Below are 25,317 nucleotides of genomic sequence, written 5' to 3' on the forward strand. Positions count from 1 at the left end.
CTTGTTAATTTTTTCTGGTGTTTCTTGCTTTTGCCATGGCAATTCATGCTCCTTGCCATGGCATTTTTTATGCATTTACAAAATTGAGAATGCTATTTTTAATTTGTTCTCTTAGCCATAATGTTTTGGAATTATACGAGTTGCGTTTATGCCACAACACTAAAAAGGGGATTTCGAGTTGCTGGTAAAGAATGTCATCAATGGGGAGTGGTAGACAGACGAGATCAAGTTTGAAGTTATTCACATAATGTTGGCAGTATCCGGGAGTACAGGTAATGAGATTGTGTTCAGGTCGTGATGCCATCAGCAGTGATTGTTCAAATGTTGAAAATGAAAGGCTAATTTGGCGATTAAGCCCCATTGTAGACAATAAGTCATCTAGGGCCCATGGAATACGATTACCAAATTCAGTGCTAATATGAGGGTATTTTAGGAAATTGGCTAAACTCCATTCTTCTTTTAGAATGGGGTGATCTCGGCGAATAAAGGCCAGAGGTCGGTCAGTAAACAACACGTCGAAATTAAGGATATTTGGTAAGTGGTTTATTGACTCTTTTGAGCTGTGAAAACTTTCCCTACCTACTAACCCAATATCGGCATCACCTGCCACTAATGCCGCAAGTGAATTATAGTCCCAATCCCGCATAATGACGTCTGATTCAGGATATTGATTGAGGATATTCAAGGATAAATCATGGAGCATGATCAGATTTAATGGAGCTTCCATCATTAACCGGAATGTCATTCCCCGTGGTTTTTCAGTATCACGGATTTCAGTGATATAGCTGGATAAATTCAAAAACTCAGGAAGTGATTTTTCTATATGATACATCAATGGTGTAGGAAGAAGCCCTTGCGGGCTGCGAATAAATAGCGGGTCATCAAACCATTGGCGTAGTTTAGACAATGATTTACTGACAGAAGATGGCGTGATAGCAAGGCGTTGAGCTACGAGGCTAACACTCCGCTCTTCCATTAAATATTGCAAAATAACCAGTAAATTTAAGTCTAAACGATGCAATTGTTTATTCACATGCTATTACCTTTTCATTGACTTGTGTGGCGGGAACTCTGAGCAAGATTATGCCCATAGTACCTGCTGCTAATAGGATAATTAGCAACATACTGATTGATGGTATGCCAATTGCCCCCATTAGCCAAATATACAAAGAGGCGAAGCTGAGTTGCGAAATGGCTAAAATGGAGCTTGCAATACCGGCTTTTCTGGCAAATGGGGATAGCGCTTGGCTCATAATAATCCCAAATTGCATTGAAAAACCCATTCCGCTACAAGCAAAAACAATAAATAGCAAAATCAGGTTGTTAAACGTAAAGAGATACACAGATAAAACAACGGCATTGAATAAAAATAACCCAAGGGCAGTATTGAGCAGTGATTGGCTATTAAATGTTGATAGCAATTTTGGCATTAAGAACGAAGTCCCCATACTCACCATTGCTAGAACGGTCATAGCTGTGGAATATTGACCCGTGGTAAAACCTAGATTACCCATCAGGATAATCGGTGCGACATTCACATAGGTCAGGATCACCGCCATTCCAAAGCAAGAAATAATCAAACGAGTGACAAAGAATAAATTGAAGATTTTTTCTGTGGTGTCTGGCGATGATGTGGTGTGTTTGGTTTCTTGGCGAGCCGCAGGTTTAGTTTCTTTTATCGACACTAAGCAGAAAACCATACTCAGTACCGCATAAGCAGCCATAAAGTAAAACATCATTGACCAATGGTAGACCAGTAAAATGGCAAACCCAATGACAGGGGCAAGTACGGGGGCGATACAAGTCACGCCATTCATTGCCGCTAAGACTTTAGTCCGCCTTTGTGGACTAAGTACATCTCGTAAAATAGCGAAAGTCACCACATAACAGAAACCAGCGCCGATGCCTTGTAGGAAGCGAGCCATCAAAAATAGGTCAATCGATGTCGAGTTTCCTGCCATGACAGAGGAAATGGCAAATATTGCCGTCCCCACTAAGACCACGGGTTTACGGCCAACATGGTCGGCGAACCATCCCCCAATGAGCATTGTGGATGCCATGCCTGCAAGGTAAATAGAAAATGCGACATGAAGTTGGCTTTCACTAGCGCTTAAGTCAGCGGCTATATAAGGAATACCCGTTAAGTGAAGGTCGACACCAAGGGGATAGATAAGGACTATCCAAAAGCTAAAAAGAACATATTTGGTCATGAGATAAGCTGTACTGTGAGAGGGATTATTCTAATTTTAAGCTGAGTGAATGATATAACGAATGGATTAATTAGAAAACAGCATTTTCCAAAATGGAAATAAGATATTCATGTGTTTTAGGAGGAGTATTAGCTTTATTACTAATCTTCTTACTATTAGTGATGAAATTCACTTGCACACTGATGCATATTTTGTCAGGTTTAATATATCCGAAAAATTTCTAGCTCCAGCTTTCATGAGCCTCTTATAAATGACAAAAATGCGGTATTGCTTCTTATTAAGTTGGAACAGGAAATTTTTTGGTAAAACTTTAAACAAACAGGGTGAATAAAAATGAAAAATGTAGGGTTTGTTGGTTGGCGCGGTATGGTCGGTTCAGTATTGATGCAGAGAATGGTAGAAGAACGTGATTTTGATGCGATCCGCCCTGTATTTTTTACGACGTCACAACAAGGTGCAGAAGCACCAACTTATGGTGGTCATCGAAGTGTTTTACAAGATGCCTTTGATATCGATGCATTGAAAGCGCTAGATGTTATTATTAGCTGCCAAGGTGGTGATTATACTAATGATGTCTATCCGAAGCTCAGAGCCGCAGGCTGGGATGGCTACTGGATTGACGCAGCATCTTCATTACGTATGAATGATGATGCGACTATCATTCTTGACCCAGTGAATAACCAACACATTCAAGATGGTTTGAATAAAGGTATTAAGACCTTTGTTGGTGGTAACTGTACAGTTAGTTTGATGTTGATGTCTTTAGGTGGTTTGTTCACGAATAATTTAGTGGAATGGGCGTCAGTTGCAACTTATCAAGCCGCATCAGGTGCAGGTGCACGTAATATGCGTGAGCTACTGGCACAAATGGGGTCTTTGCACACACAAGTGGTCAAAGAACTGCAAGACCCAGCCTCTGCTATTTTAGATATTGAGAAGAAAGTCACTGATTTTACACGCAGTGGCGCGATGCCAACAGATGCGTTTGGTGTCCCACTAGCAGGAAGCTTAATCCCATGGATTGATAAAGCGCTAGAAAATGGCCAAAGCCGTGAAGAGTGGAAAGGCCAAGCGGAATCTAACAAAATATTGGCAACAGGTAAAAATATTATCCCTGTTGATGGTTTGTGTGTTCGTATTGGCGCACTTCGTTGCCATAGCCAAGCCTTTACATTGAAATTGAAAAAAGATGTGCCGTTAAAAGAGGTTGAACAATTACTGGCTTCTCATAATGAGTGGGTAAAAGTCGTTCCAAATGATAGAGAAATCACAATGCGTGAACTGACACCTGCTGCAGTGACTGGTACATTAAGTACGCCAGTTGGCCGCTTACGCAAATTGAATATGGGGCCTGAGTATTTATCAGCCTTTACTGTTGGTGACCAATTACTGTGGGGAGCCGCTGAGCCTCTTCGCCGTATGTTAAGGATTTTATTATAATTCCTTAATGAATGTCGGTGGGTTATATAGGCCTGCATATAAAAATATGTTGGCTTTACCCAAGGGGATATTCTTGTTGTACACGAATAATGGCGTCTTGATATGACGCCATTATGTATTTTGGTGATGAATAACCTTTAATTCAATATACTTCACTGGATAGAAAATACGGTTTTTTTAGGTATTGAAACATCATTAGGGGGAAGTATATTCACGTTTCCTCAAGCAGTTTTATATTATGACCCACTGTATTATTGGCAATACTAGGGCGAACAGTATTGGCGACTTCCATGATGCCACTATTTTTCTTTAGATAATGCCAAATATTTTTAGCTTTTATTGAGGGTCTTTTGTTTCCGATGGTAATTGATTAACCGGTAATATGTTACGGTTGCCATCAATCACCTGAATGTTGTTATTGGGTTGATAGCATTCACGCATGGGAGATAAACAAGCTTGTGATGCATGCTGTTGTATTCCTAACCAGTCACTAATTAACCAATAATTATTAGCAGTTGAATAGGGTTGACCCAAAGCTCGTGGGTTTAATGCCGGTTTTGGTATGGTTTGGCTGTACCAGATTAATAAGGGTATCTCATAAGCTTCTTTTCTTGGGTTATTTACGCCATGGTGGTAGTGAATATTGTTATCACTGTCTAATCGTTGTAATGCATGGTCTGAAAAGTACATCAACGAAGCGGGCTTCCCGTCTAGCTGTTGGAGTAAGTTTTCGATAAATTTATCGGTATAAGCGATAGAGCTGTCATAACAATTATCATCTTCTTGTTCACTGAATTTTTTTAACTCTTTTTCTGGAAAACGGTTACACGCAGGCTCATGGCTCCCATAAGTATGTAGGATGATCAGTTTTTTCTTGTCTGTTGGGTCGTTAATCGCATCATTAAAATGGTCTTGAATTTCCTCATCATAACCCACGAATTCATTCCATTTTTTCTTTTGAGCCATGTTAGCTATCGCAGAGATGACACTGGTTCGTTTATTGGTTTTTCCTTGGTTACTTATCCAATAGGTTTTAAAACCCGCATGATTGGCTAATGAAATAATATTGTCAGCATAGTGTGATTTATCCTGCATTTGGTCAAAGCGAATATTAGACAGTGAGATTGGCACTGACAATATGGTGACCGGAGCAGGAGAATAAGCTTGTTGGAATACCAAAAGCTGTGACTGACGATTATCTAGATTAGGGGTTGTATCATATTGATAGCCATATAAACCCATATGGTCACGACGTAGGGATTCGCCAATGACGAGAACATAGATTTGTGCTTCAGTATCTTTTTTCTCATAGTCAAATGATACGATTTGGGATGAGATTTTTTTTATGCCGCGGTTTTCATACAAGTTTTTGACGAGAGCAGCTGCATTGTAAAATGGCGTGTTGAGCAAATATTTTTCGGTTATTAACAATGAGCTATCTGGTTTATTGAGTAATGACGCGTAATAAGCAGGGATTGCTAAGAGGTAACCACATAACATCGCGATACTAATCATTGTCGTACGGCGGTTTATATATTTAGCACATTTATGGATGCTTAATAAATACACTGAAAAAACAAACAAATAAAAGATCACATAACCAATATTGTAGGAGAGCATCCCCACCGTTTCGCTACTATTGGTATTAATAAAGGTTTCGGCAATTGAAGAGGAAAACCGAATATCGTGTTTTTTGTAAAAGAAAAATGAGACTGAAAGATTTAACGCCCAAAGCAATGAGACGAAAACCGTGAATATTTTTCCGATAAGGAACCGATATACGCCAGCACACAGAAGCATAATGAGTGTGCCAGAAATGATAATCGCAGTGTCTGCCATCACATTCGCATCACCACTGAAAAAAACAGGGATGGATGAGAGCAACAAAAAATAAATAGGGATAATCAGTTGTCGTATCATTGTTTTCTTATTACGTATTTTGCTTTTACCTTGAGTGTGTTGGGTTATTGAACATATGGATTTAACCATTAACATCTAATTAACTTAGGGTATTAACCGTTTATAGCACATAAAAAGATAAGATAATCAAAATAGTGGCGTAAAAAACTGTAAAATCTCGTGAGGTTAAGTCATGAGCTTTTCCCTACCAAGAAAATGGCAGCGAAGAAACTTTGTTAAAAGAGAGAGCAATTTGGATCTCAATATCACTGTGATGGTCGCTTTTAGATAAAGACTTACCATAATCGGCTAATAAATTAATGAGTTATTGCTTATTTTAAAATAAGAGGGCTGCTGAATGTCATGTTCAGTGAGCAAATAAGTAGGGGAAATAAAGAAAAAAATAACCCCACACTTTCGAGTGGAGTTATTTAATATTAGTCAGTAAATATAATAATTAAATATCAATATTTGCTGCTTTTAGCGCATTCTCTTCAATAAATGCACGGCGAGGTTCAACAGCATCACCCATCAATGTAGTAAAGAGTAAATCTGTTGCGATAGCATCTTTTACGGTTACGCGCATCATACGGCGAGTTTCAGGGTTCATGGTGGTTTCCCAAAGCTGTTCTGGGTTCATTTCACCAAGACCTTTATAACGCTGTACATACAGACCACGACGCGATTCACGAGATAGCCAAGCGAGAGCTTCTTCAAAGTTATCAATATTCTGACGACGCTCACCACGTTGGATATACGCCCCTTCTTCAATTAAGCCACTGATTAAGTCGCCTAAATGAGTGATACGGCGATACTCGCTACCGTGAACAAAATCGAAGTCGAGGTTGTAATCAGTATCAACACCGTGAGTGCGAATACGGATTGTTGGCTCAAATAATTGGCGCTCACGATTTTCTTTAATTATGTAGCTATATGTGCTGCCGAATTGCTCATTGTCTTCTAAGCGCTTAACTAATGTTTGAGCCCATTCTTCAACTTTTGCGTTTTCTTTTAAGTCTTCCTCAGTCAGCGTAGACTGATAAACTAAGCTGTTGAGTAAGGCTTGTGGGTATAAGCGCTCAAGGCGACGAATAATACGGTGAGCCGCATTATATTCGACAACCAGCTTTTCTAATTCTTCACCTTTCATTGCTGGAGCGTCGGCACTGAGATGTAACTCTGCACCATCAAGGGCGATAGAAATAAGATAATCGTCCATCGCATCGTCATCTTTTATGTATTGCTCTTGTTTGCCACGTTTTACTTTATACAGTGGCGGCTGAGCGATAAAGATATGACCGCGTTCAACAATTTCAGGCATTTGACGATAGAAGAAGGTTAATAGCAGTGTACGAATGTGTGAACCATCGACGTCCGCATCCGTCATGATAATAATGCTATGATAACGCAGTTTGTCTGGGTTGTACTCATCACGTCCGATGCCACAACCTAATGCTGTGATAAGAGTGGCAACTTCTTGTGAAGAAAGCATTTTATCGAAACGCGCTTTTTCAACATTAAGAATTTTACCTTTTAGTGGCAAAATAGCTTGGTTTTTACGGTTACGGCCTTGTTTTGCTGAGCCGCCCGCAGAGTCCCCTTCCACTAAGTAGAGTTCAGATAATGCTGGGTCACGTTCTTGGCAGTCTGCTAATTTACCCGGTAGGCCGGCTAAGTCTAACGCACCTTTACGGCGTGTCATTTCACGTGCTTTACGTGCGGCTTCACGAGCACGAGCGGCATCGATAATTTTACCGACAACAATTTTAGCGTCATTCGGGTTTTCCAGTAAATACTCAACCAACCGCTCGTTCATGATGGTTTCAACGGCAGTTTTTACCTCAGAAGAAACTAGTTTTTCTTTGGTTTGTGATGAGAATTTAGGGTCTGGAACTTTCACGGAAATAACAGCAATTAGGCCTTCACGCGCATCATCACCTGTAGCGTTGACTTTGCTTTTCTTCTGATAGCCTTCTTTTTCCATGTAGTTATTTAATGTGCGGGTCATCGCTGCACGGAAACCAGCTAAGTGAGTACCACCATCACGTTGTGGGATGTTATTGGTGTAGCAGTACACATTTTCTTGGAAGCCATCATTCCATTGCATTGAAACTTCAACACCAATACCGTCTTTTTCTGTAGAGAAATAAAATACTGACGGATGAATTGGCGTTTTATTGCGACTTAAATATTCAACAAAGGCTTTGATACCACCTTCGTAATGGAAATGGTCTTCTTTCCCATCACGTTTATCAATAAGCCTGATTGATACCCCAGAGTTTAAGAATGATAGCTCACGAAGACGTTTAGCTAAAATATCATACTCGAATTCTGTGACACCTTTAAAGGTATCCATACTTGGCCAAAAACGTACGAGAGTACCTGTTATGTCTGTTTCCCCAACAACAGTCAGAGGACCTTGTGGTTCACCGTGTTTATAAATTTGCTCATGAACTTTACCGTCACGACGAATGACCAGTTCAAGTTTTTCAGATAAGGCGTTAACAACAGAAACCCCAACTCCGTGTAAACCACCGGAGACTTTATAGGAGTTGTCATCAAATTTCCCCCCTGCGTGCAGGACAGTCATGATAACTTCTGCAGCAGAGACACCTTCTTCTTCGTGTATACCTGTTGGTATCCCACGTCCATCATCCTGTACGGAGATAGAGTTATCGGCATGGATAGTGATCACGATATCGTCACAGAAGCCTGCGAGGGCTTCGTCGATAGCGTTGTCGACAACCTCGAAAACCATGTGATGAAGACCTGTTCCATCGTCTGTATCACCGATATACATGCCCGGGCGCTTACGCACCGCATCCAGTCCTTTTAATACCTTGATACTTGAGGAGTCATATGTATTCGACATCAACGTTTCCTGCTCTTTCTATTCCTGAGGTTGAACTTCTATTTTGCCATGTTCTACACTAAACATCTTACTGTTTGCGTCTATCATATCATTAACTTGTTCAGCTGTAATGGCACTGACAAACACTTGTGCTTGCGTAGCTTTGAGACGTGTCGCTAACAATTGGCGGCGACCCGCATCAAGCTCGGAGGCAAAATCATCCAGCAGATACAGGCACCTTTGCCCGCTCTGACGAGTGAAAAACTCACCCTGCGCTAACCTTAATGCACACATTAATAGCTTTAGTTGGCCCCGAGAAAGCATATCTTCTACAGGGGTACCATTTGCACGAATACGCAAATCTGCTTTATGTGGCCCTGAAGCGGTATAGGTTAGTGCTCTATCACGCTCAAATTGGCGCTCTAATTGTTCTGAATAATCAATTTCTTTATCCCAACCGCGCTGAAAGGATACCGAGAGTGAAAATTCGGGTAAAAACTGCTGACAGGTTTGCTCTATATTTTCGGCAATACCTGCGATGTAGTCATGACGCCATTGGCTAATTTGCTCTGAAATTGGCGCCAGTTGTTTATCCCAGTGACGTATTTGTTCGTAACGGGTAACTTGGCGTAAAGCCGCATTTCGCTGCTTTAATAACCGTTTTAAATCAGACCATACTGAAAAAAACAACGGATCATTGTGAAAACAGCCCCAATCAATGAAGGCTCGACGATATTTCGGGCCGCCATTGAGTAGTGTAAAACCTTCTGGGGTAATTAATTGCATCGGCAACAGTTTTGCAAGCTCTGCAATTTTATGGCCGTCGGTGCCGTCTATGCGAACTTTACTGTCACCCTCGCGATTTTTGCTTAACCCCAATGAAAGGTCATTACGATTTTTATCTAGATGGCTAAGTTTACCATGAAGAATAAATTGTTCTTGCTCATGACGAATAACACGATTCGCTTGAATACTGCGAAATGCGCGGCCATGACCTAAGGTGTACACTGCTTCCAGTATACTAGTTTTGCCACTCCCGTTTGGGCCAATTAAAAAATTGAACCCATTAGCAAGGGCGAGATCCGCATTTTCAATATTTCGAAAATCGCGGATTAATAAACGCGAAAGGATCATAAATACCGATTATAAACGCATTGGCATGACAACATATACCGCCGCTTTGCTTTCAGCGTCTTCAATTTGCACACTGGAAACTGCATCGGTTAATAATAGCTGCACGTTTTCACTTTTCAGTGCATTTAAGACATCTAAGATGTAGCTGACGTTAAAACCAATTTCCATCTCAGTTCCCTGATAGCTAACATCAACAATTTCTTCAGCTTCTTCTTGCTCAGGGTTATTTGCTGTGATGCGTAATTGGTTTTCACTAAAATATAAGCGTACTCCGCGGAATTTTTCATTGGATAAAATCGCCGCACGGGAAAATGCCTGTTTTAGTAAGTCACAACGAGCTTCTAATGTTTTATTTGGGTTTTTCGGTAACACACGGCGATAATCAGGGAAGCGACCATCAACCAATTTAGAGGTAAAAATAAAATCCCCTACGTGGGCGCGTATGTTATTGCTACCGATTTGCAGTTGTAATGGTGAATCGCCACCATCTAACAAGCGCATTAACTCAATCACCCCTTTACGAGGAACAATTACCGAATGAGAAGGTAAAGATTGACCGATGTCCATCGCACAAACTGCTAGCCTGTGCCCATCGGTTGAAACGGTTCTCAGCATTGAGTCTTCAGTTTCAAATAGCATTCCGTTGAGATAATAACGCACATCTTGGTGTGCCATGGAAAACTGAGTTGCTTCAATTAAACGTTTCAGTATTGACTGAGGAAGAGAAAATTCAACTTCACTTTGCCAATCATCTAGGTTTGGAAAGTCTGCTGCTGGCAAAGTAGATAATGAAAAGCGGCTACGACCAGAACGGACGAGCAGTCTATCATCATTGAGTTCTACTAGAATTTCAGAACCTTCAGGTAAACCACGCCAGATATCAAAAAACTTGCGTGCAGGCACCGTTGTTGCACCAACTTCATGTTCCTGCGTTAGAGGAACGTTGGCCATCATCTCCATTTCAAGGTCGGTTCCAGTGAGTTGGAGGGTGCCTTCTTTTACCTGTAATAAAAGGTTACCTAAAATAGGCAGAGTTGGACGCCCACCTAAAGGACCACTAACCTGTTGTAACGGTTTTAATAACTGCTCGCGTTCTATAATAAATTTCATAGCAATTAAGATGATAATGTTCTGATTAAATTAGAAAAATCTTCTTTGATGTCATGGCTCTCTTCCCGTAACTGTTCAATTTTACGACAAGCGTGTAATACCGTGGTATGGTCACGGCCGCCAAAGGCATCCCCGATTTCAGGTAAACTATGGTTGGTCAGCTCTTTTGCCAAGGCCATTGCCATCTGACGCGGACGAGCGACAGAACGAGAACGGCGTTTCGACAGTAAATCTGCCACTTTAATTTTATAATATTCAGCAACAGTTTTTTGAATATTATCAATAGTTACCAGTTTTTCTTGTAGTGCTAATAGGTCACGTAATGCTTCGCGTACAAAATCGATAGTAATTGCGCGACCTGTAAAGTTTGCGTTGGCGATCACACGATTTAATGCGCCTTCTAACTCACGAACATTAGAGCGAAGCCGTTTTGCGATGAAAAAAGCCACTTCACCTGGCAGTTGGATTTCATTTTCATCTGCTTTTTTCATTAATATCGCGACACGGGTTTCGAGTTCTGGTGGTTCGATTGCTACCGTTAAACCCCAACCAAAGCGTGACTTTAAGCGATCTTCAACCCCGTTAATCTCTTTTGGATAACGGTCGGATGTTAAAATAATTTGCTGATTGCCTTCAAGTAACGCGTTAAAAGTATGGAAAAACTCTTCTTGTGAACGCTCTTTGTTAGCAAAAAATTGAATATCATCAATAAGTAATGCATCTACAGAACGGTAATAACGTTTAAATTCTTCAATTGCGTTATTCTGTAGAGCTTTGACCATATCTTGAACAAAACGTTCAGAGTGCATATAAACCACGCGTGCGTTGGCTTTATGCTCCATAATACTATTGCCTACAGCATGTAATAAGTGAGTTTTACCTAAACCTGTTCCACCATAAAGGAATAGTGGATTATAGGCCCCACCCGGATTTTCAGCCACTTGCCTCGCGGCGGCACGAGCCAATTGGTTCGATTTACCTTCAACAAAGTTATCAAAAGTGTGCTTAGGGTTCACATTAGAACGGTAAGCGACTTCCGGTTGTACTTTGGCTGAGTTATCCCAACTTGGTTTAATCGGAGCTGACGGCGCGGCAAATGCAGGTACTTGGTTTGTTGTACGTGCTTGCGTTGCTGCCGGTGCGACGGCAATCGGTTTATTGCCCACTTCAAAGTGTAGAGCAGGCGCGTCAGTTCCACAAAAGTCATTCAATAATTCATTAATATTATTGATGTACTTGTCTCTAACCCAGTCGAGAACAAAACGATTTGGGGCATACAGTGCCAGTGTGTTGTCGTTTAATTCAGCTTGAAGGGGGCGTATCCACATACTGAATTCTGTGGCAGGTAGTTCATCCTGCAATCGGGCAAGACATTGCTGCCAAAGCGAAAGTGACACGTTGGACTCCCCTAAACAAGGTCAATGGAACAAGAATTACGGATTCAAACAAGAATTTTCTCAGGATCACTTTTTATTAATGGCCCAAAGAGGTTTTAGATTAATTTTTACTTACCGCATATTGCTGATCAGTGGATCAGAAATAGACCCGAGATCATACCGCAAAATTAGCCAGAGATCTTCATTCTTTTACACAGTTTTTATGCTTTTTATCCACAGGTAAATGTGATAAGGCATCTCTTATGATAAGGCATCTCTTATGATAAAGAAACAGACAGGATGATCGTCATTACCCGCTATTTTTCCACATGGCTGGGGATAACTTTAGACGATTTCTCGAAAATATTCTGCTTGATCAAAAAATATTTTCAGATCACTTCAAGATCCTTGCGCTTTGGGGCGGAGTCCGTATAATCTTCCTCCCTGTGTACAGTACTGATGTGATTTTTACACAAAACTGAGGTAAACTTGCTGGGTACCGCTACTCTATTTTAACGCTGACGTTAAAGAGAGAGGGGTTAAAAGCAGGTGGTCAGCCAGTATGAAAGTAAAATAATCAGTTGGCTGTCACAACATATGTCGGCAAACCTGTCAGCCAGGCTATAAATAAAAGTGGTTTGATTGCGTCATTTCATTGACGTGACCCCCTATGTTTTATTACAATCCTGCCTCTTTCTATATTGTTGCGATAGAGGCACAGGTGTAAATCAGTTTTCACTGGTTGCCAACGCGTTTACTGAATCAGTAATAAATTTTAAAGTTAGGTAGAAATCGTTATGAAACGCACTTTTCAACCGTCCGTACTGAAGCGCAACCGTTCACACGGTTTCCGTGCTCGTATGGCTACAAAAAATGGTCGTCAAGTTCTGGCTCGCCGTCGTGCGAAAGGCCGCTCTAGTCTGACCGTTTCATCTAAGTAATAAAGCTAGCCCTCTATTCCAGTGGTTACGCTCGCTTTTACCCGGGAGTTACGTTTGTTAACTCCCAGGCATTTCGATAATGTCTTTAAGCAGCCGCAGAGGGCGAGTTCCCCAGAGATAACTATCCTTGGTCGCCTAAACGAGCTGGGGCATCCCCGCATCGGTCTTACCATCGCCAAAAAAAATGTTAAACGAGCTCATGAGCGAAATCGTATCAAACGGTTAGCCCGTGAATACTTTCGTTTGCATCAACATGAGTTGCCTTCAATGGATTTTGTGGTATTGGTAAGGAAAGGGGTCGCTAATCTCGACAATCAACAGATTACGGAATCGTTGGATAAGTTATGGCGTCGTCACCGTCGCTTGGCTCAAAATTCCTGATCATGCTGATCAGAGGCTACCAACTGGTGATTAGCCCGTTGTTAGGGCCTCGTTGTCGCTTCAATCCCACATGTTCAAATTACGGAATTGAGGCATTGCGCAGGTTTGGTATGCTAAAAGGGAGTTGGTTAACGGCGAAACGCATATTAAAATGCCACCCTTTACACGCTGGTGGAGATGATCCTGTCCCACCTAGAAAAACTGATGATAATAGAGAATTATAACGATGGATTCGCAACGCAATCTTCTACTCATCGCTTTGTTGTTCGTGTCGTTCTTAGTTTGGCAGGCCTGGGAGAGCGATAAAGTTGCTCAGGAAGTTAAAACTGTTCAAACTACGCAACAAGCGGATATGCCAAGCAGTGATGCTCAAGCCGTAACTGGCAGCGGGCAAGGTAAGCTCATCACAGTCAAAACAGATGTATTGGATATTCGTATCAATACTCGTGGCGGTGATATCGATGAGGCTGACCTGTTAGCCTATCCTGCGACCCTTCATTCGGAAGACCCTTTCCGTTTACTGGAAACTAACCCAGGCTTTGTCTACCAGGCACAAAGTGGTTTGATTGGCCTTCATGGCCCAGACAACCCCGCAAATAATAATGGCGAACGTCCACTGTACTCTACAGACTCTGCAACTTTCGTTTTAGAGAACGGTCAGGATGTGTTACGTGTTCCAATGACATTTACAGATAGCAACGGTGTTGTTTATCAGAAAACGTATATTGTGAAACGTGGCCAATACACTGTTGAAGTTGAATACAGTATTCAAAACCCGACAGCTCAACCTTTAAGTCTCGCTTTCTTCGGTCAGTTGAAACAAACTATCGAGTTACCAAAAGAGCGTGATACAGGTAGCAGTAATTTTGCTTTGCATACTTACCGTGGTGCAGCTTACTCTTCAGATGAAAACAACTATAAAAAATATAGCTTTGGTGACATCGAAGATAAAAGCCTTGATTTGACCACTAAAGGTGGCTGGGTCGCGATGTTGCAACAATATTTTGCAACCGCATGGATCCCTGCAAGTTCTGAAAAGAGCACCTTCTATACCATCGACCTTGATAAAAAATCTGCCATTATTGGTTATAAGAGTGAACCAATGACCATTGCTGCAAATGGTGCAGGTACTTATTCATCAACGTTATGGGTTGGTCCAGAAATTCAATCTGAAATGGCGGCAGTTGCTCCTCATTTAGATTTGACCGTAGATTACGGTTGGTTATGGTTTATCTCTCAGCCTCTGTTCAAACTGTTGAAATTTATTCACGGTTTCGTGGGTAACTGGGGTATTGCCATCATTGTTATTACCTTTATCGTCCGTGGTATTATGTACCCACTGACTAAAGCGCAATATACCTCAATGGCGAAAATGCGTTTACTGCAACCAAAATTGGCTGCGATGCGTGAGCGTATTGGTGATGACAAACAGCGTATGAGCCAAGAAATGATGGCGATGTATAAAGCAGAAAAAGTAAACCCACTGGGTGGATGTTTACCTCTGCTGATCCAAATGCCAATATTCCTTGCACTTTATTATATGTTGATGGGTTCTGTTGAACTGCGTCACGCCCCATTCTTCGGTTGGATCCAAGACTTGTCTGCGCAAGACCCGTATTACATCCTGCCAGTATTGATGGGTGTGACGATGTTTGTTATCCAGAAAATGTCACCGACCGCTGTGACTGACCCAATGCAGCAGAAGATCATGACGTACATGCCTGTCGTGTTTACTATTTTCTTCCTGTGGTTCCCATCAGGTCTGGTTCTGTATTATATCGTGAGTAACTTAGTCACTATTATCCAGCAACAAGTGATTTACCGTGGTCTGGAAAAACGTGGTCTACACAGTCGCGATAAAAAAGAGAAAAAATAATTTCGCTTCTCAGTAAATTGAGAATGGCTTCACAAAGCGAGATTCTATAGTAGTATTAAGGCGACCAATTATGGTCGCCTTAATTATTTTCAAAAAACAGTTTTCAAGTCAAAGACAGAGAAACCTCATGCAAATCAACGATACTATCGTCGCACAGGCAACACCTCCCGGTCGTGGTGGTGTCGGTATTTTACGTATATCTGGCCCAAAAGCTGCATTAGTGGCTGAAACCGTGTTGGGTAAACTCCCTAAGCCACGTTATGCGGATTATCTCCCTTTTCGTGATGTAGAAGGTTCTGTCCTTGACCAAGGTATTGCGCTTTACTTCCCTGGGCCAAATTCCTTTACAGGGGAAGATGTCCTTGAACTACAAGGACACGGTGGTCCGGTCATTCTTGATTTATTGCTAAGAAGAATACTCACTATTGATGGTATTCGTATAGCAAATCCGGGTGAGTTTTCTGAGCGTGCATTTTTGAATGATAAGCTTGATTTAGCCCAAGCTGAGGCGATTGCCGATTTAATCGATGCGAGTTCAGAGCAAGCTGCGCGTTCTGCAATGAACTCCTTACAGGGGGCTTTTTCTTCCCATATTCACCAATTAGTGGAAGCACTCACTCACTTGCGCATCTATGTGGAAGCAGCGATTGATTTTCCCGATGAAGAAATTGATTTTCTATCTGATGGTAAAATTGAAGCCAAGCTTAATGAAGTGGTTGCCGATTTAGAACAGGTTCGCTCCCAAGCTCGCCAAGGTAGTTTGTTGCGAGAAGGGATGAAAGTGGTGATTGCTGGGCGTCCAAACGCCGGTAAATCTAGCTTACTGAATGCGTTAGCAGGGCGAGAGGCAGCGATTGTCACGGATATAGCGGGTACAACCCGTGATGTGTTGCGTGAACATATACATATTGATGGAATGCCATTACATATCATTGATACAGCAGGCCTACGGGAAGCCAGTGATGAAGTTGAGCGTATAGGTATCGAGCGTGCATGGAAGGAGATTGAACAGGCTGACCATGTGCTGTTTATGGTGGATAGCACCACGACTGATGCCACTGAGCCACAAGAGATTTGGCCCGAATTTATGGCACGCCTACCCGATGAGCTACCCGTAACTGTGATCCGTAATAAAGCAGACATGACCGGGGAGCCGGTTGAGTTTATTGATAACACTCGTTACCCATTAATCCGTTTATCTGCTCGAGAAGAAAATGGTATTGATTTATTGCGGGATCATCTAAAAGAAGCGGTTGGCTTTAATAGTAATACAGAGGGTGGTTTCTTGGCACGTAGCCGCCATTTACAAGCATTGAATGCGGCCGCAGTTCACCTAGAACAGGGCTATGACCAGTTAGTGAATGCCCGCTCCGGTGAGCTTTTGGCTGAAGAGTTGCGTCTAGCCCAATTAGAACTCAGCGAAATCACGGGGGAGTTTACCTCTGATGATTTATTAGGCCGTATTTTCTCAAGTTTTTGTATTGGGAAGTAATACGGTATCGTATTAACCTACACGGCGTTGTGTAGGTTTCCTTTCTTTTTTGTCGTCTTAATCCAATATTAAGCATTTAGTGTTTTTATTTTTCTAAAATGGTCGATTAAACCAACTAACAGATAAAAGCATGGATAAGTTATTGCAAGTTAACACTCAAAGTTACGCTCAACGCCCTGACTTAATAGAAGAGTGCGAGTTATTTCTTGATAAGTTATGGCCTCAGTTTATGAGCCAATCATCGGTATGTGATGAATATTGGAACAGGCTTGATGAAGAGCCCAATTCTTATTTTCAATTTATTGCCACTGTAAATGAGAACGAAGAGGAGCGGGTCATTGGTATTATTCGCTCTGTGCCTTTTTTATGGCCTTATGGTGATTTTAGCAAATTAGCGGAAATGGGCTGGGATGCGATTTTTAACTTCGCGATGGAAAATCAACAAGGCGGAGAGCCTTATATTTCGGCACTTTCTGTGACGGTTGACCCGCAATATCGTGGGTGTCAAATCCCTGCTTTATTGATTAATGCATTAAAACACGCAGCAAAAGAATATGCGGCAAAAGCGGTGATTGTGCCTGTTCGCCCAACATTAAAACATTGTTATCCATTACAGGATTTTGAGGCGTATTGCGGCTGGCAAAATGAGCGAGGAGAGCCTTTTGACCCGTGGATCAGAACGCATTGGCGGTTGGGTGCCACGGTACTACAGCCCGTTCATCGTTCAATGGTCATTACAGGCTCAATTGCTGATTGGCAATCATGGACAGGCATGTATTTCCCGCAATCAGGGCAATATATTGTACCCAACGCTTTGGTGCCAGTTACTGTTGATATTCAGCGCCAACAAGTTGAATATATTGAGCCTAATTTGTGGATGCTGCACTCGCTTTAAGGCTCAGTATTGTGTCTATCTTTGAATGATACTTATCGATATATTTCTACACTCTATAGCGTGTTATTTATATTTTACCGGTTATAGCAGGTAAATATCATTAGTGCCAAACAAGGTAGGTGTTAAAATGAAAGTGACCAATACCCGACAACTTAGTGCTTATATGAAGGATGTCAGAGAGACGAAAAAATTATCTCAAAGTAAAGTCGCAAGTAAAGTGGGTATTCGGCAAGATACCGTCTCCAGTTTTGAACTCTCTCCTGACTCTACCAAATTAGAAACCTTCTTTAAGATTTTATCTGCCCTAAATTTAGAACTCGATATTAAACCGCGAAATGAAAGTGGCTCATCAAACTCAAACTCTGGATGGAAGGAGGAGTGGTGATGGCGACTTTGCATGTATATATGAATGGTTATTGGGTAGGTGACTTTATTCGCTCAAGTACTGGGGCTCATCAGTTTAAATGATGTGCCCCATAGTTTTATTTTAAATGTAGGTGAAATAAAGGCGTTAGCGGTTGAACGTTTTGATCGTAAATATTCTTCTGATTCCTCGTGGATTATGCGTTTACCACAAGAAGATTTTTGTCAAACATTGAATATTTCACCGGCAAGAAAATATCAAAATCATGGTGGACCGGGTATTTCTGAAATTATGAATTACTTATTAGGTTCAATAAATGCAGAGAAAGATAGATATCAGTTTATGAAGAGCCAGGTTTTGTTTTGGTTACTTGCAGCGACGGATGGCCATGCTAAAAATTTTTCATTATTTATTGAACCTGAAGGCCGTTATCAGTTAACACCTTTTTACGATATTTTGTCCATGTATCCTAGTTATGGGGGGAGGGGAATTAACCCTAGAGATGCCAAATTGGCTATGGGGCTGAAGGGAACAAGGGAGATGAAATACAATATAGAGCAAATTTTTCCAAGGCATTTTTTTGCAACGGCCAAGGAGGTTGGTTTTGACCGCACTGAAATGGAAAAAATCTTAATTGAGTTTGATGAGCAAATGGAAAGTGTTATTACAAAGGTTAGGGAACAGCTTCCAACCAATTTCCCTAAGCACATTGCAGACTCAATTTTATCAGGGTTACATCATAAAGCCGCACGATTAAAAAAAGGTTGGGATTAATCCTTTACCCGACTCGGATGGGTAAACACGGTGGCTTTCCCCTGACGGCAAAAACCGACTAAGGTTAAATTGGCTTTTTCCGCCACTTCGATAGCGAGTGCCGTGGCAGCAGAAACGGCAAATAAAATTTCCGCACCGCAACTGGCGGCTTTTTGTACCATTTCATAACTTGCGCGGCTAGAAACCAATACAGCACCTTGTTGCCATTGGTTACGATGCTTCATTCCGAGTAGTTTATCAAGTGCGACATGGCGACCGACATCTTCGCATCCCCCCACTAATAAACCTTCTGGTGATATCCATGCGGCGGCGTGGGTACAGCCCGTTAGGGCACCTATTTCTTGTACCTTTTTCAATTCATGTAGCGCGTTATCTAAGTAAGACAAGGAAAATGTTTGTGTAAAAGGTAGGGGAGCGATGGGTTTAAAAATTTCATCGAGTTGTTCGGTACCACAAATACCACAGCCTGTACGCCCTGCTAAATTACGGCGGCGTTCTTTTAGCTCCATAAATCGGCGGCTAGATAATTCAACCTGTACTTCAATTCCTCGGTTACAGCCTTCAACGATATCAATTCCACGTATTTCATCACCTGACTGTATTATCCCTTCTGAAAGTGCAAACCCGACGGCAAAATCCGCTAAATCTTTTGGCGTTGCCATCATAACAACATGTGATATGCCATTGAACACTAGAGCGACAGGATATTCTTCTGCAACATAATCATTAACGGGTGAGTTAAGGTTGCCTTTTTGTTGCACACTTGTGTGATTTAAGCCAATCATTTTAGTTAATTTGGAGTCATTTGTAGTATTTGTTTCATACATTAGATGAATTCCTAGCATTAATGATACATAATATTAATTATGGGTAAAAAGAATTTACACCATTTGCCAGGCAATGTACCTGGATACGATAGGGAAGACGTTGAATAAGAACAGTTTACCTGATTATCGCGATTGGCGTTAGGTAAACATGAGCAATGTATAATGAGGAGATCCCCATGCAAGTCAGCAGAAGGCAGTTCTTTAAGATCTGCGCTGGCGGTATGGCAGGTACGACGGCAGCAGCATTAGGGTTTGCACCCGCCACTGCGTTAGCGTCAACGCGCCAGTATAAATTACTGCGTGCGAAGGAAACCAGAAATACCTGTACCTACTGTTCTGTCGGCTGTGGGCTGTTAATGTACAGCCTTGGTGATGGCGCGAAAAATGCGAAAGAAAGCATTTTCCATATTGAAGGGGACCCGGATCATCCGGTAAACCGTGGTGCACTTTGTCCTAAAGGTGCTGGACTTATCGATTTTATCCACAGTGAAAGCCGCCTTAAGTACCCTGAAGTGCGTGAGCCAGGGACAAATGAGTGGAAACGTATCACTTGGAATGAAGCCTTTGATCGTATCGCTAAGTTAATGAAAGAAGACCGCGATGCGAACTTTATTGAAAAAAATAAAGAGGGTGTCACTGTTAACCGTTGGCTAACCACCGGTATGCTATGTGCATCCGCAGGAAGCAATGAAAGCGGCTTTGTAACCCAAAAATTTACCCGCGCTCTCGGCATGCTTGCCGTAGATAACCAAGCGCGTGTCTGACACGGACCAACGGTAGCAAGTCTTGCTCCAACATTTGGTCGCGGTGCGATGACCAACCACTGGGTTGACATTAAAAATGCAAACCTAGTTGTCGTTATGGGTGGTAATGCGGCAGAAGCGCATCCAGTCGGTTTCCGCTGGGCGATGGAAGCTAAAATCCATAATAAAGCCAAACTAATCGTTATTGACCCTCGCTTTACCCGTACTGCGGCAGTGGCGGATTTTTACACGCCTATTCGCTCAGGTACTGATATTGCGTTCTTGTCTGGTGTTATCAAATACTTATTGGATAATGAAAAAATTCAGCGTGAATACGTGGAAGCGTATACCAACGCCAGTTTAGTTATTCGTGAAGATTATGGTTTTGATGACGGCCTGTTTACAGGTTATGACGAAGAAAAACGTCAATACGACAAAACCACGTGGAACTATGAGATGGATGAAAACGGCCTTGCGCTGCGCGATCCGACTCTGAAACACCCACGTTGTGTGCTAAATCTATTAAAAGAGCACGTCAGCCGTTATACACCTGAAGTGGTGAATAACATCTGTGGTACGCCAATTAAAGACTTCTTGCAAGTCTGTGAATACCTTGCAGAAACGAGTGCTAAAGATAAAACCGCTTCGTTCTTGTACGCATTAGGTTGGACACAACATACTGTTGGTGCCCAAAACATTCGTACTATGGCGATGATCCAGTTACTTCTGGGTAATATGGGGATGCTAGGCGGTGGTGTAAACGCACTGCGCGGGCACTCCAATATCCAAGGGTTAACTGACTTAGGCTTGCTATCTCAAAGCTTGCCGGGTTATTTGACCTTACCATCCGAAAAACAAACGACATTAGACAGTTATTTAACTGCCAATACACCGAAAGCGACGGTTGCAGGCCAAGTTAACTATTGGAGCAACTATCCGAAATTTTTCGTCAGTATGATGAAAACTTTTTATGGTGATAAAGCGCAGAAAGAAAATGACTGGGGCTTTGATTTATTACCGAAATGGGATCAAGGCTACGATGTGTTGCGTTATTTCGAAATGATGGATAAGGGGGAAGTTAACGGTTATATCTGCCAAGGCTTTAACCCGGTTGCTTCATTCCCGAATAAAAACAAAGTCATTAAATCACTTTCTAAGTTGAAGTATTTAATTACCGTTGACCCGCTGAATACGGAAACATCCAATTTCTGGCAAAACCACGGCGAAATGAACGATGTGAAACCGGAAGAAATCCAAACTACGGTATTCCGTCTACCTTCTTGTTGTTTTGCTGAAGAAAATGGCTCGATTGTTAACTCAGCTCGTTGGTTACAATGGCACTGGAAAGGTGCGGATGCTCCGGGCGAAGCCATTAGTGATGGTGAAATTCTTTCGGGGATTTTCCATCGTATGCGTCAGTTATATGCTGCCGAAGGTGGTGCTGTGCCAGAGCAGGTTCTGAGTATGACTTGGAACTACTTTGACCGTGATAATCCAACTCCGGAAGAAGTCGCTCAAGAAAACAATGGCTATGCTTTAGTTGACTTGAAAGATGCAGATGGCAACGTGATTGTTAAAAAAGGCGAATTACTTAGCTCCTTTGCTCAATTACGTGATGACGGTACGACATCAAGTGGTTGCTGGATCTTTACGGGTAGCTGGACACCAAAAGGTAACCAGATGGCTAACCGTGATAACTCTGACCCAACAGGTCTGGGTAACACATTAGGTTGGGCATGGGCATGGCCTTTGAACCGTCGCGTGATTTATAACCGCGCATCAGCTGACCCAATGGGTAAACCGTGGGACCCAAAACGTCAGATTCTCGAGTGGGATGGCAGCAAATGGACAGGAATGGATATTCCTGACTATAGCAATGCTGCTCCGGGTAGTGGTGTTGGTCCGTTTATCATGCAACCGGAAGGTATGGGGCGTTTATTCGCACTGGATAAAATGGCGGAAGGCCCATTCCCAGAGCATTACGAGCCTATCGAGACCCCGCTTGATACTAACCCATTGCATCCAAATGTGGTGTCTAACCCTGCGGCTCGTGTCTTTAAAGATGACTGGGCTCAAATGGGTAAAGCGACTGAATTCCCTTATGTGGGAACCACTTATCGCTTAACGGAACACTTCCACTATTGGACAAAACATGCTCTGTTAAATGCCATTATTCAGCCGCAACAATTCATCGAGATTGGTGAACGTTTAGCGAATGAAAAAGGTATCAAGCAAGGCGATACGGTGAAAGTTAGCTCTAAATGTGGTTACATCAAAGCGAAAGCAGTCGTTACCAAACGTATTCATACCCTGAAGGTGGCTGGAAAAGATATCGATACTATCGGTATTCCAATTCACTGGGGATTTGAAGGTTTGGCAGTGAAAGGCTTTATCGCTAATACGTTAACGCCGTTTGTGGGTGATGCGAATACTCAGACACCGGAATTTAAATCATTCCTTGTCAATGTGGAAAAGGTGTAAGGAGATAAATTATGTCAATGCAATCTCAGGACATTATTCGTCGTTCTGCCACCAATTCCCTGACTCCCGCACCTCAGGTGCGGGACTATAAGGAAGAGGTTGCAAAGCTTATCGACGTTACGACCTGTATCGGCTGCAAAGCTTGTCAGGTCGCATGTTCCGAATGGAATGATATCCGTGACAAAATAGGGACTAACGTTGGGGTATATGATAACCCAACAGATTTAACAGCTAAGTCATGGACAGTAATGCGTTTTTCTGAAGTCGAAGAAAACGATAAGTTTGAATGGCTGATCCGTAAAGATGGCTGTATGCACTGTGCTGACCCAGGGTGCTTAAAGGCATGTCCTTCAGAAGGTGCTATTGTTCAGTACAAAAACGGTATCGTTGATTTCCAATCAGAACATTGTATTGGTTGCGGTTACTGTATTGCGGGTTGCCCGTTTGATGTGCCACGTATCAACCCAGAAGATAACCGTGCATACAAATGTACGTTGTGTGTTGACCGAGTTGAAGTCGGTCAAGAGCCTGCGTGTGTGAAAACTTGTCCGACAGGGGCTATTCATTTCGGTAGCAAAGAAGACATGATTAACATGGCAGGTGATCGTGTTGAAGAGCTGAAAACACGTGGTTATGCAAATGCAGGTTTATATGACCCTGAAGGTGTTGGCGGTACGCATGTTATGTACGTCTTACACCACGCAGATAAACCTCAGTTGTACCACGGGCTGCCGGAAAACCCGACAATCAGCCCAACCGTCACTTTCTGGAAAGGTATCTGGAAGCCGTTGGCAGCGGTTGGTTTTGCTGCAACATTTGCGGCGGCCATCTTCCACTATGTGGGTATTGGTCCGAACCGCGTCTCCAAAAAAGATGAAGAAGAGGCTTTAGAAGATTTGCATAATGCAATGTCATCTGACACTTCGAAATCAAAAGAAGGGGAGGATCAGAAATGATGCCAGATGATAACGATAAAATTATCCGCCATAAGCCGATTGAAAGGATCAATCACTGGGCGGTTTTGATTTGCTTTTTGTTCACCGCGATCAGTGGTCTAGGGTTCTTTTTCCCATCATTAAACTGGTTTATGAACATTTTAGGTACGCCACAACTGTCTCGAATTTTACATCCATTCGTGGGCACAGCGATGTTCTTGCTGTTCGTGTTTATGTTCTTCCGTTATTTCCACCATAACTTCATTAATAAAGAAGATATTAAGTGGGCTAAGAATATTGGTAAGGTACTGAAAAACGAAGAGGCAGGCGATGTAGGGCAATATAACCTCGGTCAAAAAGGGGTATATTGGGTAGTCACCATTTGCTTACTAGCATTGGTTATCACAGGTGTGATTATGTGGCGCCCTTATTTTGCGGATTATTTCCCTATTCCTGTTTATCGTGCAGCTATCTTAGTGCACTCACTTTCAGCTATCGCATTGATCATCATGATAGTGGTGCATGCATACGCTGCAATTTGGGTGAAAGGCTCTGTACGTGCGATGGTTGAAGGTTGGGTAACTCGTGGTTGGGCAAGAAAGCATCACCCACGCTGGTACCGTGAAATCATCGAAAAAGAAAAGCAGCAGCAAGAGAAAAACTAAGTATCTTGATAGTATTTTTAAAACCCACAAATTATATTTGTGGGTTTTTTTATATTATTTAATTATCATATTCAGATGGGTTTTATTTTAACTGTGTTTAATTATTTATTAAAAATATATTTTAATTTATCAATATTAGAATGTCGATATTAGATTTATTATCTTAATTTTATGCTTTATTTAATAAAGATGGTCATATTTAGAGTAACTAAATAATACATTTAGATGATGTTGATTTATTATTCAATAATAGAGCAATAGTGAAATTAATTACTATATTTAATATTATTTTAGCCTATTGATATTAAAAAATAATTAAAGCGGCGAATCACTGGACTTATACCATAATATTTAATACAAATAGTTAACGGTTGCGGAATATATTACCTCAACAAAATAAAACCCTCATATTTAAATATATTATTTTAATACAGTGAAATAAATATCATTCATTCCATTTACGATAGCTAAATAAAGGTCATGTATTCAATCCGGTGATTAACCTGTAATATAGGGTAATTTATCGGAGAATATTCATGGCTAAAGTCGATGTAAGGTGCCCATTTTGTCAACAAACGCTCCCAGTGAAAAAACATGGATTAGGTAGCACTGGTCATCAACGTTATCGTTGCCAAGATTGCTGCCGAAGCTTCCAACTCGATTATAAATATCGTGCTTGCCAACCCGGAACTAAAGATAAAATTATCGACCTCACGATGAATAATGCCGGTATTCGTGATACTGCTAGGGCCCTTCATATCAGCATTAATGCGGTTGTTCGTACTTTAAAAAACTCTCGCCGAAGCAGGTAACGTCTTTACCGCTTGATAATTTGCACATTGAACTCCTTTGTGAAGTCGATGAACAGTGGTCTTTTGTGGCTAATAAGAAACAACAACGCTGGCTTTGGTATGCCTGGGAAC

General features: G+C 41.8%; 21 protein-coding genes and 1 pseudogene. 14 read left to right on the plus strand and 8 right to left on the minus strand.

The window, feature by feature from the left end; genetic code table 11:
- Positions 1–67: 67 nt before the first annotated feature.
- Both yidZ and ACIPUA_RS01750 read right to left on the minus strand, forming a co-directional pair.
- On the minus strand, positions 68–1,033 hold the full coding sequence (gene yidZ / locus ACIPUA_RS01745) for an HTH-type transcriptional regulator YidZ (RefSeq protein ID WP_129467257.1): 966 nt from the start codon (positions 1,031–1,033) through the stop codon (positions 68–70).
- A complete protein-coding gene (locus ACIPUA_RS01750) occupies positions 1,026–2,210 on the minus strand; it encodes an MdtL family multidrug efflux MFS transporter (RefSeq protein ID WP_129467256.1) in 1,185 nt (394 codons plus the stop codon). The genes yidZ and ACIPUA_RS01750 overlap by 8 nt, the downstream gene beginning before the upstream one ends.
- Before the next feature lie 333 nt (positions 2,211–2,543).
- On the opposite strand from ACIPUA_RS01750, the gene asd reads away from it, so the two are divergent.
- Positions 2,544–3,650, plus strand: a complete 1,107-nt coding sequence (gene asd, locus ACIPUA_RS01755) for an aspartate-semialdehyde dehydrogenase (RefSeq protein ID WP_449059223.1) — start codon at positions 2,544–2,546, stop codon at positions 3,648–3,650.
- A 336-nt stretch (positions 3,651–3,986) separates the two neighbouring features.
- Here the strand turns inward: asd and ACIPUA_RS01760 are convergent, their stop codons facing one another.
- From ACIPUA_RS01760 to dnaA, 5 genes are all read right to left on the minus strand, one after another.
- Positions 3,987–5,570 (minus strand): phosphoethanolamine transferase, encoded by a 1,584-nt coding sequence (locus ACIPUA_RS01760; RefSeq protein WP_155405703.1) that lies wholly within the window; start codon positions 5,568–5,570, stop codon positions 3,987–3,989.
- 436 nt (positions 5,571–6,006) lie between these two features.
- On the minus strand, positions 6,007–8,421 hold the full coding sequence (gyrB, locus tag ACIPUA_RS01765) for a DNA topoisomerase (ATP-hydrolyzing) subunit B (protein WP_042846780.1): 2,415 nt from the start codon (positions 8,419–8,421) through the stop codon (positions 6,007–6,009).
- Positions 8,422–8,439: 18 nt separating this feature from the next.
- Entirely contained in the window at positions 8,440–9,534 is a 1,095-nt protein-coding gene (gene recF, locus ACIPUA_RS01770; RefSeq protein WP_042846779.1) for a DNA replication/repair protein RecF, read from the minus strand.
- Positions 9,535–9,543: 9 nt separating this feature from the next.
- Entirely contained in the window at positions 9,544–10,644 is a 1,101-nt protein-coding gene (gene dnaN, locus ACIPUA_RS01775) for a DNA polymerase III subunit beta (RefSeq protein ID WP_042846778.1), read from the minus strand.
- Positions 10,645–10,649: 5 nt separating this feature from the next.
- The gene (gene dnaA / locus ACIPUA_RS01780) at positions 10,650–12,041 is read right to left on the minus strand and encodes a chromosomal replication initiator protein DnaA (protein ID WP_042846777.1); all 1,392 of its coding nucleotides are present in this window, start codon (positions 12,039–12,041) and stop codon (positions 10,650–10,652) included.
- A 528-nt stretch (positions 12,042–12,569) separates the two neighbouring features.
- On the opposite strand from dnaA, the gene ACIPUA_RS01785 reads away from it, so the two are divergent.
- The 9 genes from ACIPUA_RS01785 to ACIPUA_RS01825 all read left to right on the plus strand — a co-directional run bounded on the left by ACIPUA_RS01785 (position 12,570) and on the right by ACIPUA_RS01825 (position 18,743).
- Complete coding sequence (locus tag ACIPUA_RS01785) at positions 12,570–12,647, plus strand: hypothetical protein (RefSeq protein ID WP_367575689.1); 78 nt, start codon at positions 12,570–12,572, stop codon at positions 12,645–12,647.
- Between the two features lie 170 nt (positions 12,648–12,817).
- Positions 12,818–12,961, plus strand: a complete 144-nt coding sequence (gene rpmH, locus ACIPUA_RS01790) for a 50S ribosomal protein L34 (protein WP_042846776.1) — start codon at positions 12,818–12,820, stop codon at positions 12,959–12,961.
- Positions 12,962–12,982: 21 nt separating this feature from the next.
- The gene (gene rnpA, locus ACIPUA_RS01795; protein ID WP_072035181.1) at positions 12,983–13,342 is read left to right on the plus strand and encodes a ribonuclease P protein component; all 360 of its coding nucleotides are present in this window, start codon (positions 12,983–12,985) and stop codon (positions 13,340–13,342) included.
- Positions 13,306–13,566, plus strand: a complete 261-nt coding sequence (yidD, locus tag ACIPUA_RS01800; RefSeq protein ID WP_042846775.1) for a membrane protein insertion efficiency factor YidD — start codon at positions 13,306–13,308, stop codon at positions 13,564–13,566. Before rnpA ends, yidD begins: the two co-directional genes overlap by 37 nt.
- A 2-nt stretch (positions 13,567–13,568) precedes the next feature.
- A complete protein-coding gene (yidC, locus tag ACIPUA_RS01805; RefSeq protein WP_042846774.1) occupies positions 13,569–15,218 on the plus strand; it encodes a membrane protein insertase YidC in 1,650 nt (549 codons plus the stop codon).
- 127 nt (positions 15,219–15,345) lie between these two features.
- A complete protein-coding gene (gene mnmE, locus ACIPUA_RS01810; RefSeq protein ID WP_042846829.1) occupies positions 15,346–16,710 on the plus strand; it encodes a tRNA uridine-5-carboxymethylaminomethyl(34) synthesis GTPase MnmE in 1,365 nt (454 codons plus the stop codon).
- A gap of 130 nt (positions 16,711–16,840) precedes the next feature.
- A complete protein-coding gene (locus ACIPUA_RS01815; protein ID WP_048605662.1) occupies positions 16,841–17,605 on the plus strand; it encodes a hypothetical protein in 765 nt (254 codons plus the stop codon).
- Between the two features lie 127 nt (positions 17,606–17,732).
- Positions 17,733–17,990, plus strand: a complete 258-nt coding sequence (locus tag ACIPUA_RS01820) for a helix-turn-helix domain-containing protein (protein WP_181468903.1) — start codon at positions 17,733–17,735, stop codon at positions 17,988–17,990.
- Between the two features lie 39 nt (positions 17,991–18,029).
- A complete protein-coding gene (locus ACIPUA_RS01825) occupies positions 18,030–18,743 on the plus strand; it encodes a HipA domain-containing protein (RefSeq protein WP_232370503.1) in 714 nt (237 codons plus the stop codon).
- Here the strand turns inward: ACIPUA_RS01825 and fdhD are convergent.
- Positions 18,740–19,570 (minus strand): formate dehydrogenase accessory sulfurtransferase FdhD, encoded by an 831-nt coding sequence (gene fdhD / locus ACIPUA_RS01830; protein ID WP_042846771.1) that lies wholly within the window; start codon positions 19,568–19,570, stop codon positions 18,740–18,742. The two genes, ACIPUA_RS01825 and fdhD, sit on opposite strands and share 4 nt — an antisense overlap.
- Before the next feature lie 176 nt (positions 19,571–19,746).
- Between fdhD and fdnG the strand changes: the two genes are divergently transcribed.
- From fdnG to ACIPUA_RS01850, 4 genes and pseudogenes are all read left to right on the plus strand, one after another.
- Positions 19,747–22,794 (plus strand): formate dehydrogenase-N subunit alpha, encoded by a 3,048-nt coding sequence (gene fdnG / locus ACIPUA_RS01835; protein WP_449059224.1) that lies wholly within the window; start codon positions 19,747–19,749, stop codon positions 22,792–22,794.
- An 11-nt stretch (positions 22,795–22,805) separates the two neighbouring features.
- Complete coding sequence (fdxH, locus tag ACIPUA_RS01840) at positions 22,806–23,750, plus strand: formate dehydrogenase subunit beta (protein WP_449059225.1); 945 nt, start codon at positions 22,806–22,808, stop codon at positions 23,748–23,750.
- Positions 23,747–24,394, plus strand: coding sequence for a formate dehydrogenase cytochrome b556 subunit (fdoI, locus tag ACIPUA_RS01845; protein WP_449059226.1), 648 nt, complete (start codon positions 23,747–23,749; stop codon positions 24,392–24,394). Before fdxH ends, fdoI begins: the two co-directional genes overlap by 4 nt.
- 536 nt (positions 24,395–24,930) lie before the next feature.
- Positions 24,931–25,317: pseudogene (locus ACIPUA_RS01850) on the plus strand (IS1 family transposase); the annotation flags it as partial.

The organism is Providencia sp. AGC89 (assembly GCF_053543535.1).